Origin of the sequence: Streptomyces nigrescens (assembly GCF_027626975.1) — a bacterium.
In the GTDB taxonomy this organism is placed as follows: Bacteria; Actinomycetota; Actinomycetes; order Streptomycetales; family Streptomycetaceae; genus Streptomyces; species Streptomyces nigrescens.
This window is the reverse complement of the sequence record NZ_CP114203.1, coordinates 3,511,428-3,525,349: the sequence shown is the minus strand read 5'-3', so window position 1 is coordinate 3,525,349 and position 13,922 is coordinate 3,511,428. Positions and strand designations below refer to the sequence as shown.

9 protein-coding genes and 1 pseudogene are annotated in these 13,922 nt (G+C 68.4%); 4 read left to right on the top strand and 6 right to left on the bottom strand.

Annotated elements, in window-relative coordinates; translation table 11 throughout:
• The first annotated feature begins 554 nt into the window (after positions 1-554).
• Positions 555-1,835, top strand: coding sequence for a type VII secretion-associated serine protease mycosin (gene mycP, locus STRNI_RS15715; protein WP_277411436.1), 1,281 nt, complete (start codon positions 555-557; stop codon positions 1,833-1,835).
• Positions 1,836-1,846: 11 nt separating this feature from the next.
• Positions 1,847-5,785: a type VII secretion protein EccCa gene (gene eccCa / locus STRNI_RS15710; RefSeq protein WP_277411435.1), complete on the top strand. Its 3,939-nt coding sequence runs from the start codon at positions 1,847-1,849 to the stop codon at positions 5,783-5,785.
• Between the two features lie 367 nt (positions 5,786-6,152).
• Here the strand turns inward: eccCa and STRNI_RS15705 are convergent, their stop codons facing one another.
• The 3 genes from STRNI_RS15705 to STRNI_RS15695 form a co-directional block, all read right to left on the bottom strand.
• On the bottom strand, positions 6,153-6,377 hold the full coding sequence (locus STRNI_RS15705; protein ID WP_277411434.1) for a hypothetical protein: 225 nt from the start codon (positions 6,375-6,377) through the stop codon (positions 6,153-6,155).
• Between the two features lie 335 nt (positions 6,378-6,712).
• Positions 6,713-7,099 carry a recombinase family protein gene (locus STRNI_RS15700; RefSeq protein ID WP_277411433.1) on the bottom strand — a complete coding sequence of 129 codons (387 nt, stop codon included), beginning with the start codon at positions 7,097-7,099 and terminating at the stop codon, positions 6,713-6,715.
• Positions 7,096-7,677, bottom strand: a complete 582-nt coding sequence (locus STRNI_RS15695) for a DUF6415 family natural product biosynthesis protein (RefSeq protein WP_277411432.1) — start codon at positions 7,675-7,677, stop codon at positions 7,096-7,098. The genes STRNI_RS15700 and STRNI_RS15695 overlap by 4 nt, the downstream gene beginning before the upstream one ends.
• Before the next feature lie 63 nt (positions 7,678-7,740).
• On the opposite strand from STRNI_RS15695, the gene STRNI_RS15690 reads away from it, so the two are divergent.
• Together STRNI_RS15690 and STRNI_RS41370 are read left to right on the top strand one after the other, a co-directional pair.
• The gene (locus STRNI_RS15690) at positions 7,741-8,199 is read left to right on the top strand and encodes a DNA-processing protein DprA (RefSeq protein WP_277413255.1); all 459 of its coding nucleotides are present in this window, start codon (positions 7,741-7,743) and stop codon (positions 8,197-8,199) included.
• Positions 8,200-8,224: 25 nt separating this feature from the next.
• The gene (locus tag STRNI_RS41370; protein WP_338149740.1) at positions 8,225-8,836 is read left to right on the top strand and encodes a hypothetical protein; all 612 of its coding nucleotides are present in this window, start codon (positions 8,225-8,227) and stop codon (positions 8,834-8,836) included.
• Between the two features lie 386 nt (positions 8,837-9,222).
• Here the strand turns inward: STRNI_RS41370 and STRNI_RS15680 are convergent.
• From STRNI_RS15680 to STRNI_RS15670, 3 genes and pseudogenes are all read right to left on the bottom strand, one after another.
• Positions 9,223-11,090, bottom strand: a pseudogene (locus tag STRNI_RS15680) (VirB4 family type IV secretion system protein).
• Complete coding sequence (locus tag STRNI_RS15675) at positions 11,087-12,037, bottom strand: PrgI family protein (protein WP_277411431.1); 951 nt, start codon at positions 12,035-12,037, stop codon at positions 11,087-11,089. Before STRNI_RS15675 ends, STRNI_RS15680 begins: the two are co-directional and overlap by 4 nt.
• Positions 12,038-12,043: 6 nt before the next feature.
• Positions 12,044-13,609: a TrbL/VirB6 family protein gene (locus STRNI_RS15670; protein WP_277411430.1), complete on the bottom strand. Its 1,566-nt coding sequence runs from the start codon at positions 13,607-13,609 to the stop codon at positions 12,044-12,046.
• Between the last annotated feature and the right edge of the window lie 313 nt (positions 13,610-13,922).

Here is a 13,922-nt window from a genome sequence, read left to right as displayed (position 1 = left end):
AGTCCGGCCCGCCCCGGCTCGCCGGTCCCGGGAGCGACTCCTGGAGGTGGTCGTGCGGGTTCGGGGAGGTCTACTGCGCCGGGGGCCCCTGATCGGACGGGTCAGGGGGCGCGGCCACCGATCGGTGGTACGGGTGGCTCTGGTGCGTCCGGCTCCGGGGGTGCGCGTGGGCGCCAGGGTGGGCTGACGCGGCGTCCCGGCGGTGTCGTCGGAGAGCCGGCTAAGCCAGGTGCGCCGGGGAAGGGCGCCCAGGGAGGCTCAGGTCTGCATCGCAGTCGCGGCGGCGGCCTCAACAGCGGCTCGGGACCGTCTTCGCGAGGTCGGGGCCCCATGGGTGTGCCGCCTGGTGGACGCTCGGGCCGTGAGGACCGGGAGCGGCGGGGTTCGTCGAGGCCGGACTACTTGGTCGAGGATGAGGAGACCTGGGTTCCGCAGCGCGACGTCGTGCCTGGAGTCATCGGAGTGCCGTCCTCTGAGGAGCGCGGTGATACTGAGGCGCCGGTGCAGCAGGAGCGTGAGTTGGGGCCGGACACTTCGGAAGGAAGCGGCAGGGCGTGACGTTCAAGCGGTGGGTCCGGTCGGCGGGTGGGGCGGTGCTGCTATGTGGGGCCACTGTCGTGCAGTTGGCGCCTCCTGCAGTCGCTGATTCCATTCGCGATCGGCAGTGGGCTGTGGCGTCGTTCGATGTGGATGACATTCGGAAAGTGTCCATGGGGAAAGGAGTGACCGTCGCCCTCGTCGACTCTGGCGTCGACGGGACTCATCCCGATCTTGTAGGCAATGTGTTGCCAGGCAAGAACTTCCTCAAGGGCAGCGGCCGTGCCGACCGCGAGAAGGAGGATGTACACGGCACCGCCATGGCGTCGCTGATCGCAGGCCATGGTCATGGGCCAGGTGGTAGAGCAGGCATCATGGGACTGGCCCCTGCCGCAAAGATTCTTTCTTTGCGCGTCAACACGGACGACGGCCTGGGTGTCGGCACCGGCAAAGGGGATGCTCCGGTGTCGCAAGCCATTCGATACGCCGTGGACCACGGCGCTACGGTCATCAACCTGTCCCTGGGCGATGAGTTCAAGGTCCCCGGCATGGATGACGCCATCCAGTATGCGCAGGAGAGAGACGCCGTCATTGTGGCCGCGTCCGGGAATGACGGCGTTGGCACGCCGAACTATCCAGCAAGCTATCCCGGTGTGATCTCAGTGGGCGGTGTCGACTCCTCCGGCAAGATCTGGGACAAGTCCAACTACGGGCCACACGTTCTGCTCTCAGCGCCCGCCGTGGACGTTGTGAGCGCGGGTCCGCGCCGCCAGTACGGCGGAGGGAGTGGAACCTCCAATTCCACGGCCTACGTTTCGGCAGCCGCCGCTCTTCTTCGTGCGAAGTTTCCAGATCTCACGGCGGGTCAGATCGCCAACCGCCTCGTGAAGACGGCGAAGCTGCCGGAATCGGCGACCGGGTTGAAGGTTCCGGACAAGCATTACGGCTATGGCTTCATCCGCCCCTATAGTGCGCTGACCGCCGACATTCCTGTCGGATCAAAGAACGGGCCCCTGCCCGCGCCGTCGCCCACTCCCTCCGCAGCCGCACCCGCCGAATCCGCGAAGCCCGACACCTCCTCCAGCGGAGACCGGTCGGTGTACGTCGTAGCGGCTGTCGCAGGGGCGGTGGCCCTAGGACTCATGGCTGCACTGGCCGTGGTGGTGATCCGGCGACGCCGCCCTGTCGTCCCGCCTGCGCCCCCTGTCATTCCCGACGTATATATGGCTCCGCCGCGACCGGGAGGCGCCCAGCCGCCGTATGACGGGCAGCGGCCCGGCTCGGGTTTCGGGCAGTAGCCGGGCGCCCGTTGGCAACCGTTACCGTCAAGCGTCCTGTCCGGACGCTGCCTCCTGAATATTCCAAGGGCGAGCTTCGGCTGAAGGCTCCGCCCACGCTGCCCCGAAAGGGGAGCGAGTCGGTCGCATTGATGCTGATGCCCATGATGGGGATGGGCGGATCCGCGGCGTTCTTCTTCCTTCCGGGCTCGCACCCGTTCATGAGGGTGATGGGCGCCGTGATGGTGGTCTCCACACTGGTGATGGCCTTGGCCCAGATCGTGCGGGCCCTGCGTGGACCGGCTACGTACATGAATGGGGAACGGCGGGATTATCTGAGGCACCTTGCGCACGCCCGGGAGGAGGTGCGGGAGACCGCGCGCCGCCAACGGCGTTCGGAGTGCTACGCCTTCCCCGAGCCGGCCCAGTTGTGGGCCGTTGTTGCGCATCGCCGCCGTCTGTGGGAGCGGCGGCCAGCCGATGTCGACTTCGCTGAGGTGCGTATCGGGCGGGGCCCGCAGAAGCTTGCTACCACGCTGGTCGTGCCCCGGGCAGAGCCGGCCGACGAGTGGGATCCGCTGGCTGAGCATGCGCTGCGGCAATTCCTGGCCGCCTACGGGCAGCTCGATGACCTGCCGCTGGCCGTGTCGCTGCGTGCCTTCCCACGGCTGTTGATCCGAGGCGATGCGGAAGCTGTCTATGGAGCCGTGCGGGCGATCGTGTGCCAGCTGGCGGCTTTGCATTCGCCTGACGACCTACGGATCGCTGTAGTCGCCGCGCCGGGAGCACTGCCGGAGTGGGACTGGGTCAAGTGGCTGCCGCACGTCCAGCACCACAGAGCTGTGGATGGGACCGGGCCGGGGCTCCTGGTGTGCCGCTCGTTGGACGCCCTTGAGGAGTTGCTGGCCGAAGAACTCACTACGCGACCAGAGTTTCAGCGCGATGCCCAGCCGCTCCTCGACCGGCCGCACCTGGTCGTGTTGAAGGAGCAGGGGTCGGGCGTCGGCTGGGAGGAGCGCCTGGGCATGACTGTTCTCGAGGTCGAGCCTGGCAGCGACCTTGGACGGGATGGCTACGGTCAGTCGGTGTTGACCGTCTCGCCGGGGGAGTTGCGTCTGGAGTCCGGGGCCGGCGCGGCGTACGAGGGTGTTCCGGATTTCCTGTCGGGCACGGAGGCGGTGGCGTTGGCCCGTGCGCTGGCTCCCTTGCGCAGCCACGCCGAGGAAGACGTGGATCCGCTGGTGGGCGACCTGGACTTCGCCGAGCTGATGGGCATCAACGCACCAGCGTCGCTGGATGTGACGCAGGCGTGGCGCCCGCGCGGCCCCCAGGGCCGGCTGCGCGTCCCCATCGGTGTCGACGGCGACGGCTCGCCCCTAGCGCTGGACCTCAAGGAGGCTTCCCAGGGCGGCATGGGGCCGCATGGCCTGTGTGTGGGTGCCACCGGGTCGGGTAAGTCCGAGCTGCTCCGTACGCTGGTCCTGGGCCTGGCCGCCACGCACTCGTCGGAGACGTTGAACTTCATTCTGGCGGACTTCAAAGGTGGGGCGACATTCGCCGGCCTGGCCGACCTGCCACATGTGGCGGCGCTGATCACCAATCTCGTAGAGGACCTCGCACTCGTTGATCGTATGCACGATGCGGTCACCAGCGAGATGACGCGACGTCAGGAACTGCTTCACTCCAGCGGCAATTTCGCCAACATCCATGACTACGAGAAGGCAAGGGCTGCGGGCGCCCAGCTGGAGCCTCTTCCGTCCCTGCTGATCGTGCTGGATGAGTTCAGCGAGCTGCTGGCCGCCCGGCCCGACTTCCTCCAGATGTTCCTGCGGATCGGCCGTATCGGTCGTTCCCTGGGAATACACCTGCTGCTGGCCACCCAGCGCCTGGAGGAGGGACAACTGCACGGCCTGGACACCTACCTGTCCTACCGGCTGGTGATGCGCACCTTCTCCGCTGACGAGTCCCGCGCCGCACTCGGCACCCCGGCCGCCTACTATCTGCCCCCGGTCCCCGGTGCCGGGCTCTTGCAGCACGGCACCGAACCCGCTACACAATTCAAGTCCGCTTACGTATCTGCCCCGCACCAGGCCGTCGCCACTCCAGTGGTCGGTCAGCGCGTCGTCGAGCGGTCCCCCGTGCTTTTCACAGCGGAGTCGGCTTGCGCCACATTCGACGAGCCGGCCTCGGAGCAGGAGGCGAATCCGCAGGCAGCGACCGCACCCGCCGAGACCGTCCTGGACGTCATCGTCGATCGCCTGGCAGGTCAGGGGGCACCCGCCCGGCAGATCTGGCTGCCTCCACTGGAGATTTCCCCTTCCCTCGGTCAGCTGCTGCCGCCCACGTCGATCACAGCCGAACGTGGTCTGCATGCAGCCGACCCGCAGACCTTGAGTCTCACCATTCCGCTCGGTATCGCGGACAAGCCGTTGGAACAGTGTCGCGAAATCCTCACCCAGGACCTTTCCGGTCCGGGCGGTCATGTCGTCGTCACCGGAGGCCCCCGCTCGGGGAAATCAACCCTCCTGCGCACACTCATACTGTCGCTCTCGTTGACGCACACGCCGAGAGAAGTGCAGTTCTACTGCGTGGACTACGGCGGCGGCAGCCTGTTCTCCCTCGCCGGACTTCCACACGTCGGAGGCGTCGCGTCACGGCTGGAGGCCGGCAAGGTGCGGCGGAGCGTTGCCGAGGTGATGGGCATCCTCCGTGAGCGGGAGGAGTTCTTCCACGCCCATCACATCGACTCCATGCAGACGTACCGTGTACGCCGCGCGGATGGCCATTACGACGACCATCTGTGGGGCGATGTCTTCCTGGTCATCGACGGCTGGGCAGCGTTCAAACGTGAGTGGGAGAACCTGGTCCCCGACATAGAAGCTCTGGCGCTGCGCGGTCTCGCCTACGGTGTCCACCTCGTCATCGTGGCTTCCCGGTACAACGAAATGCGGCCCGCGCTCACCGACGAGTTCGGCGCTCGCCTGGAACTGCGCCTGGCGGACCCGCTCGACTCCGCACACGACCGCAAACGCGCCCGCAACATCCCCATCAACCGCCCCGGCCACGGCCTCGCAGCAGGAGGACTCCACTTCGTCACCGCCCTACCCCACCTCGACAACCCCGACTCCGGCTCCGTGGATAGCCCGGCATGGAGCAGCGAGCAGCTCGTGGCGCAGATCGAGACTCACTGGTCCGGGTCGGTGTGCCCACCCGTCCGGATGCTTCCCGACCGGCTGTCCGCGGACGACCTGCCCAAGGCCAGCGAAACGCTTGAGCTCGGCTGCGCCATCGGGGTCGAGGAAGCCACCCTCTCCCCGGTGTACGTCAATCTCGACACCGACCCGCTCCTGGTCATCTACGGCGAGAGCGAATCAGGAAAGTCCGCACTCCTGCGCCTGATCACCCAGCGCATCGCCGACCAGCATCAGCCACATGAAGCGCTGCTACTGGTCGGCGACTACCGGCGCGGCCTGTTCGGGCACCTTCCCCAGGACCATGTCCTCCACTATGCGCCGGCCGTCGGTTCCCTGGAACAGGGGCTGGCGCAGCTCGGTCCGCTGCTGGGCACTCGCATGCCCACCGAAGACACCACTGCCGAACAGATGCGTGCCCGTAGCTGGTGGCAGGGGCCTGAGGTCTTCGTCGTCATCGACGACTACGACCTTGTCGCCCTGCCCTCAGGCAACCCGCTCGAGGCCATCGCCGAGTACCTGCCCTACGCCGGCGACATCGGCCTGCGCGTCATCGTGGCCCGCTCCACCGCAGGCGCCGCCCGCGCCACCTTCGAACCCGTCACCCGACGCCTCAAAGAACTCGGCGCCCAAGGGATCATCCTCTCCGGCGCCCCCGAAGAAGGACCGCTCATCGGCACTACCAAGGCCACGCCCATGCCCCCGGGGCGGGCGCAGTTCGTTCCCCGCCGGGGTCCCACCGGGCTCGTGCAGATCGGATTCCTCCCAACAGCCTCGTGAGCCTTGGCGAAGGTCACCATCCGATTCATGTGTCGGATGGCGTCCTGCAGGGTTCGTTCGGAGCTGCTGCATCTGTGCCGGGGCATGTGCGGAATCTTGAAGTCCTCCTCAAGCGGCTTGACTTGTGAGGAACGGGGCTCGGCTGGTTGGGTGATCGCGGCCAAGGCGGCGATGCCTTCGTCCCGACAGCGCGTTGAGCAAGCGTGACGTTCATGACACCTAGTTCGCTTTTGAAGCGTTCCGTCCCTTTGGTCATGGTCTCGGTGCTGCTCCCCGTTGCGACCGCGGTCCCGGCTGCGGCTGACACCAGTGCTTGTACGCACCACTTCTCGGGGCCTCAGGTCTGTATCCGTCTGGAGGGTCGCAATCATTTGAATTCCGTGACGGCGATCTGGACCAACCCTTCGCGGGGGACGAAGCACCGGCAGGTCAGCGTCTTGATGAATGGGCGGCGTTTCAGCACGGCGCAGGCACACCGGGTCGGAAGTACGCTCAGCCATACGTGGGGCAGATTCGACACCGGTACAGATACCAAACTGTGCGTGAAATTCGCGGGAATCTCGCGGATGGCCTGCGAGATGACGAGGTACATCGGGGATCGTGCGCAGCTCTGACGACACTGACCATGGCTGCGTCACCATGTGCCACTCAGTACAGGTCACCGTCTGCGATCCGCTGCAACCGTGTCCGCATCACCGTCAGCGAGTCCGGATCCTCTGCGGGCCACTCTCTACGCCCCGCAGCTCGCAGGTACGGAATGCCCTTCCTGATGTCGGTGACGATCGCTCGGCGGCCAGTGGCCTCCTCGACTTCATCACCAACCTGCGGACGGCGACTCGAGCTAGTCATGGCCACCGCCGATGATGAACACAAGAGCAAGCGAGGCCAGGCACGTCAGGTAGGTGACGATGCGACACTGACGTGGAGTCATGGGGCCTTCCCCTCCAGAATGGCGCTCAGGGTCGGTTGGTCGGGCTCGTCGAACGTGGTGACCGTCCGGCCTCCGGCGGCTAGGACGCGCTGTTCGAGCAGCAGACGGTGCCTGGTGTTGGTTGCCAGCCTTTCCCTGGCATGCACAACGCACAGCACCTCGCGATAGTCCGCCTCTGCCCGCATGGCGGTCAGCAGCGCTGCCAGCTGCGGGCGGTGCACGGCGAGTGCGTGCTCGCCGAGGTCGACCCAGCTCCCGGCAATAGCCCAGCCCATGCCCTCGGCGTAGTGGCGGCATCCCTCCAACCGCATGTGGAGCTGTCGGCGGGAGCGGCTCGCGCAGCGGTCGTAGATGAGGGCCAGTGGCGACATCGTGGCTGTCATCGCTGGATCTCCGCAGTGTGCCGGGCCAGCAGGTACTGGCAATCCCGAGCGAGCTGGTGCACCTGGACGTGAGCGGAGAGTGTGCCCTGCCCGAGTCCTTGCCCGGTCTGTCGTTCGATTCCGTCGAGCTGGGCCTGCAGTCGATGTGCCTCGTTGCTGTTGGGCCGTAGCTGCCGGGCTGTCCCACGGACCTCGGGGAGGAGGAGAGCGATGTGCCCACGCAATTCCTCTTCCAGCTCGATCAACGCGTCAGGGTCCGGCCGACCGGAGCCGAGTGACAGCGCGCGTCGGATAGTCGCGCCGATTGCTTCTACATCGACCGGGAGCGACTCATGCCCGGTCCTCGCTCCTACGAGGTACGCGACACGGTCGGCTGTTTCTCGCTCGTCGCCGTACTGTCCGACCTCGTATCCGTAGGAGGTGACATAGCAGCCATCGTCGGCGGTAACGTCCTCGCAGGCTGCCGAGTTCAGCGGATGTGAAGCGGAGAGGGCGGTCGCATCGGTCCAGGCAACTGCGACCCCGTTCGATTGGAGGTGCTCAGCCAGAATGGCGGCCGAGTCGTTTCTCGCATCCATGGCTGTAGTGCACTGCGATGCGAGCCCGCACGGGATCTGACAACCTATGACACGGACTTGATCATGCCTCTGAGCATTGCCATCACCGGAACGCGGTCAACGGGACACCACGAATTCACCTGGTACACGGACCTCTTCTCCCGCTACCTCGGGCCGTTCGCGAGCGACGACGCGCACTTCCACATCGGTGGGGCGAAGGGGATCGACTCACTGTCATTGCTGTGGCTCGCTGGCCATACGAAGTCGTCGATCTCGGTCGTCGTGCCGGGGACCGTAGACCAGCAGCCGGCCGAGGCGCAGGAGGCGATCAGCCGGTGCCAGGACCGGATCACGGAGGTCATCGCGCTGCGAGCATCGGAGTTGCGAACGCCTGCCTACCACGCCCGCAACCGATACATGGTTGACCGGTCCGAGATGGTGATCGGGTTTCCCCTTGCCGGGAGCGACAGCACCTCCGGCACCTGCCAGACGATCGAGCACGCTGCGCAGAGCCGGAAGCCCCGCCTGATCGTCCCCGTGTGACATACGGCACGGGCATGATGGAGACATGAGCGAGCGCGATCGCCTTCTCGGTGCGGCCACGTTGAAGCGGCTGCGCCGCAGCCGCGGCATGTCCTTGGCCGGCGCCTCCCACGCCTTCATCGATGTGGCCACACGTCTTGGACAACCTTTCGGCAGCAGCGTTGCCAGCGTTCAGCGGACCGTCGCCCGGTGGGAGAGTGCCAGGCCGATCTTGCCCAGCGAGCGGTACCAGCTGCTGCTCGCCCACCTTTACGCCCGACGCCCCGATGGTGAGACGGCCCTCGGTTCCGGCTCCGACTTCGCCGAACTGCTCGATGCTCTCAGGCATCTCGGCGAGGGCGAGCAGGCCGTTGCCGAGCTTCGCCGACTGCTGGTACGAACCTCGACGGACGACAACAACGGCCTCGTGCTCGGCCATCCCGGTGGCGGCCTGGAGCAGCGCGCGCAGCGGGTCGGTGGGGTGGTCGGTGCGCAGCGGCAGGATGCCGGGGCGGGCCGGTCGCAGGCGTCCGGCGGCGACGGGGTGCCCGCGCGGGAGGAGGGGGACGGGGTCGGTGACGCGGGTGTGGGCGCCGGGCCAGGCGGCTTCCACCGCGCGGCGTGCGAGCCCGAGGGGGACGGTGCCCGGGACCCATAGGCGGATGCGTAGTCCGGTGTGGGACCAGGTGTATTCGAAGGCGAGGTGGGGCTGGCCGGTGGTGATACGCCGCCACCACGGACGGAGAAGGCCGGAGAGCTGGGCCCAGAGGACTTCGCCGCCTTTGGGCGCGACGAAGGGCGGGACGAGGATCTCGACGCAGCGCGCGCCGTCGGCGAGACGGTGTTGCCTACGGTGGTGCAGGCGTCGGCGCAGCAGGTAGCCGCCGGCCACGGTGACGGCGGTGCAGGGGGCGAGAAGAGGCGCCTGCGTTGCGAGCCAGTCGACGGCACTGGTGCCGACGTCCGTCCAGAAGCCGTTGGGGTCGGTCAGGAAGTCGAGAGCGGGGCCGCCCGACTGTGACGGGAAAGTGAGCGCGTGAGCCCTCATGAGGTCCAGTCCTCGTCGGCGAGGGACTCTTCGGTGTACAGGCCGTCGGGATCGAGGTCGCTGTAGAGGTGCTGGGCGGCGAGTTCGCCGGGGTCGGTGGTGATCACGTCGTGTTCGCCGGGGGCCGCGACGCTGATCAGGGCGACCTTGTGGCGGCGGTCGCCGGTCAGCAGTAGTGCCTCACCGCGGGAGGCGGAGAGCAGGAATTCCCGTTCGCCGCGGCAGAGGTGGAAGCTCTCGCTGATCGTCTCGATGGCCTGCGGTGCCTGGCGCAGCAGGATCTGGGTGGCGGCGTTGGAGACGATCGCCCGCCCGAGCGGGGAGGCGAGCACGTCGTCGGCGTCCTGCGTGACCATGGCCAGGCCCGTCCAGTACTTGCGGGCGGCCTTGGCCATACGGAACAGGAAACGGGCCCCGGCCCCGTCGCGCATCAGCAGCCATGCCTCGTCCACCACGACCAGGTGCCGGCCCTGCTGGGCGCGATGGGCGACCTGCCGCCAGACCGCGTCCAGGGCGACCAGCATCGCCGGCGCTTTGATCTCTTCCGGCAGCTGGCGGAGTGCGTAGATCACCAGGTGGCCGGAAGTGGCAGCCGTGCTCGGGCCGGTAAACAGCCGGGCATGCGAGCCGGTGGTGTAAGGGGCGAGCCGGTCGGCGAGGTCTGTTGCCGTCTGGCTGCCGTCGTCGGCCAGAACGGCGGCGAGGTCGGCGAGGGTGGGCGGGGTGCGGGTCCACGTACGGGCGTCGGCGGTGATCCCGGCACGCGCATACGCGGCGAGGATCGCCCGGTCGAGCACCGCCTTCTCGGCCGCGGCCAGGTCCGTGCCCAGCAGGACGGCGAGGAAGGTGTGCAGGAATAGCACACGGCGGGTCAGGAGATCCTCTTGCTCGCCGTTCTCTTGCCCTGTTGGTAGTTCGAAGGGGTTGAGGCGTACGCCGTCTGCGCCCAGCGCGATGACGGTGCCGCCGACGGTCTCGGCGAGGCGCACGTACTCGTTTTCCGGGTCGATCACGGAGGCCGTGACGCCGGTGAACAGGAGCCTGAGGAGCTCGAGTTTGGCGTGGTACGACTTGCCGGCGCCGGAGCGGGCCAGGGTGATGGAGTTGTAGTTGTCCTGGGCGAAGCGGTCCCACAACACCGGTGCGCCGGATACGGCGTTGAGCCCGTACAAGACCCCTGCGGCCGTGCCGTCCGTGCCGGTGGCAGGGGGCAGATCGGGGCTGATGAAGGGGAAGCACGCGGCGAGCGCGGCGGTGTCGAAGGTGCGGCGGATCTTGAGTGTGTCGATGCCGAGCGGGAGGGTGGCCAGCCAGCCAGCCAGCCGGGCAGGGCCCGGTAGGTGGTGGGCGCCACCGACATGAGCAGGGACTCGGCGATCGCGCGGACGGCGGCGGCCTGCTCGGCGAGCGAGTCCTCGTCCGCGGCATGCACGGTCAGGTAGAGGGCGACGTGGAAGAGTTTTCCCTCGCCGCGGGCGATGCGGTAGGCGAGTTCGGCGGCGTCTGCGGCGGCGGCCTCCACGTCCGGATCGTCCAGGTTGCCCTTGTCGTAGCGGGCCCGACGGCCGGATTCGAGGCGGGCGCGCTGTTTCTTGAGTCCGTCGGCAGCCACCGGGTTGGGGACGGGCTCGATGTGCAGGGCGATGTCGAGGTGCCCGGGGAAGTTCAGCAGCGGGGCCAGCCAGCCGGGAGTGACTTCGGCCTGGTAGCCGGTGACGACCAGGGTGGTGGCCAGATGGGCGCCGATCGCCACCGCGCGGGCGTGGACCTCGATCGCCTCGGGCCCGGCCGCCTCGAGCAGCGCCGCGCTGTCGATGGCCGTGCCTGGGGAGGGGCGACGGCGGCCGGAGAGCAGGCGGGTCATACGCGGTCACCTTCCGCTCCGCTGGCAGAGAGGGCAGGGGTATCGGGGTTGCACGCCGCGGCGAGCAGGCGGGCGCTGTGGTCGGCCTCCAGGGGAGTAACGGTGATCTCGGCCGATGCCAGGGCGCGGGCGGCTTCGTCGAGGCGCTGCAACACCCGACCTTCGCCCGTACCGTGCCGCACGCCGCGGGGCGGAGGCTGCTCGCGGGCAACCAGGAGAATCTGCCGGCTAAGCAGGTTGTCGCCACTGACGAGGTCGGCGAGGAAGTCGGCATGGGCGCGGGCGGCCTGCTCCAGCGCCGGGTGCGGCAGAGCAGCGGCGTTGCGTTGAAGCGCGCCGGCGAGGGGGCTGAGGTTGATGCGGTGGCAGCGCACCAGCAGCTGCGTGGGGCCGGTCAGGGAGTTGAGCCAGCGGGCGAAGGCAGCGGTCAGTCCCTGCTGTTCGGCGCCCGAGCGCAGCTCGAAGTTGACGGTGGAACACGTCGCCACGGCGGCACGACCCTCGGCACCGAGATCGAGCACACCGTCCGTGGCAAGGCCGTCGCACGGCATACGCATGGCGGCCGGAGGTGGTCCTGCGGCTTTCGCCCAACGGGAGGGGGTGATGGTGGGTAGCGGCGGAACGCCTTCAGGAGCGTCCACCCGGCGTTTCGGCGTACGGGCATGGGCGAGGGCGGCCGTCAGAAAGCGGTCCAGGCCGATGCCCTCCCGCTGGCCAAGCGCCAGCGCGGCCACCGCCCCGGCGACGGGGATCACCAGCGCCGCGTAGGCGAGGGGTGCCATGAAGGCGCGGGTCACCCACCAACCGCCGTAGAGGACTCCGGCTGCGGTGGCGAGGATGGCGGTCTGCCGGGCGGTGAAGGGACCCAAGAGGCGGTCGGGGCGGGAGATGTCAGCGGGGATGCGCGTGGAGTGCGGAGCGTCTGCCGGGGCGTCGGGGCCATTCATACGGGACTACCTCCAGGGCTCTTCAAAGGGGAGCCGTAGCTGCATGGGGCGGGGCGGGCGCACGCGGACACGCTCAGCGGGGACGCGCAGCGCCATCTGACGCGCACGCGGCGCCGGTGCTGGTCCAGGGCGCGAGGCTTGCGGGGGCGGCAAGCTCCGGGAAGACCGCAGTGGCTGGGCGGGGGCGACCTCGGTGGGGATGGACGGCGAGAGTGGCCGCATGCGACGGGGGGTGGCCTGGGCTGGATGGATCACGCGGGGACCCTTCGATGCAGGGGCGAGGAGGGCCCCCTTCGGTCCAGGACTTCGAGGCGCCGGGCCTCCAGGCGTACGGGACGTGAGGCCGCGACGCTTCGAACCCCCAGGTGGTGGTGGGGGCGTCACGCCGACAGGCCCGGCTTGGTGCGTTGGACCAGCCTCCGGAGCTGTGAGCACCGACCGGTGCTCGGCAGTTCGCCCTTCGGCGCGATGCAGGCCAACCCAGCCACGGGCGACCGGTGCCCGGCCTCGCCCGTCCCCGCCACTCCCAGGTCCGGGCGCACCAGACCGGCCACCACGCCCCCCGCCACGTCCCGGGCGGCCACCCCCACCCGCTGGACCGCCACGTCGCGGACCGAGCCCCGACATGCCGCCTCGGCCCCCGCCCCCGCCACCACGTCCGCCGCCGGGGCGGCGCCGCAGCAACCCGATACCGGGCAGGTACTGGTCCATGAGCCGGTACAACGCCAGGTGACGCACCATCCGCACGGCAGCAGGCGCGTGCGGCTGATGGATGGGGGCGCCACGCAGGACCACCTGCAACGCCCATCCGGGAATCTTGAACAGCACCCAGAACAGGCCGAGGCCAGCGAGCATCGTGCCCAGCTGGTCGGACTTCGGAATACCCAGCGTCGTCGCCCCGGGAGCGAAGAAGAGTTTGACGGCGAGAATGAACGTAATCGACTGCGCGACCTGGATGACCAAGCACCCGCCCAGAGCCCGCCACCACAGCCGAGCCACCGGATCACTCAGCGGATGGGCATGACACGCCAGGGCGAGGGGTGCGCACACGGCCAACAGCGCCAGTACCGCGACGCGCACCATGAAGCCGATGAGGACCGCGAGCACCAGGGCGACCATCAAGATTGCCAGCAGGAGCAGGTAGAGCTTCAGTCCCGCGACGCCGAACAGTGCGAACGGCAGGACTCGTTCGACCATGCCTTGCCCGGCGTCCGCCATGTCCGCGGCCATGATCGCGTGGGCGAGGGCGTTGGACAGGCCGATCGCCTTGCCCATCACGGTCAGGGAGGTGGTGGCCGCGACCACCCCCAACAGCAACCGCGGCAGGATCTGCTTGAGCGCGTAGCGGGTCTGGACGGTCTCGTAGCCCATGACCGTGATGCCGCCTGCGGTCACGAACAGCACATAGATGCCGAAGGTGATCTTCAGCATGGCGGCCCACAGCCGTTTGACGTCGGCGTGCTTGGTGACGTCCGGCGTTGCCAGAAGAGTGTCGGCGAGGAACTCGCGGACCGGCTTCATGACCTGCTCGATCAGCATGCCCAGGAACGAGGTGATCGCTTCCACGATCATGCCGGGGAAGTCGGTGAGTGCGTCCCAGCCCGAGGAGGTGTCCTTGACGCACTCCTTCCCCATCGCCTCACACGCCGGCGGGGTCGGCCCTGGGGCCGGCTCCGGAGACGCCGGGCGAGAAGGCTTCGAAGAAGGCTTCGGGGACGGAGGCTCCGGTGCGGGAGTCGGGCCAGGGGCGGGACCCGGCTTCGGTGACCCCGTGTGCGGCTGTGTGGCGGAGGGGCCGGGCGCAGGGCGTGGCTCGGGCCGTGGCGGATCCGGGGCAGCGGGCATATGGGTTTGGGGTGCCGCGTAGGCGTAGGCCGGTGAGGCC

Coding starts and splice junctions, on each gene's coding strand:
- STRNI_RS41370 (WP_338149740.1), top strand. CDS start 8,225: ATGAGCGAGCGCGATCGCCTTCTCGGTGCGGCCACGTTGAAGCGGCTG.
- STRNI_RS15700 (WP_277411433.1), bottom strand. CDS start 7,099: ATGACAGCCACGATGTCGCCACTGGCCCTCATCTACGACCGCTGCGCG.
- STRNI_RS15670 (WP_277411430.1), bottom strand. CDS start 13,609: ATGATCGTGGAAGCGATCACCTCGTTCCTGGGCATGCTGATCGAGCAG.
- STRNI_RS15675 (WP_277411431.1), bottom strand. CDS start 12,037: ATGAATGGCCCCGACGCCCCGGCAGACGCTCCGCACTCCACGCGCATC.
- STRNI_RS15705 (WP_277411434.1), bottom strand. CDS start 6,377: ATGTACCTCGTCATCTCGCAGGCCATCCGCGAGATTCCCGCGAATTTC.
- STRNI_RS15690 (WP_277413255.1), top strand. CDS start 7,741: ATGCCTCTGAGCATTGCCATCACCGGAACGCGGTCAACGGGACACCAC.
- STRNI_RS15695 (WP_277411432.1), bottom strand. CDS start 7,677: ATGGATGCGAGAAACGACTCGGCCGCCATTCTGGCTGAGCACCTCCAA.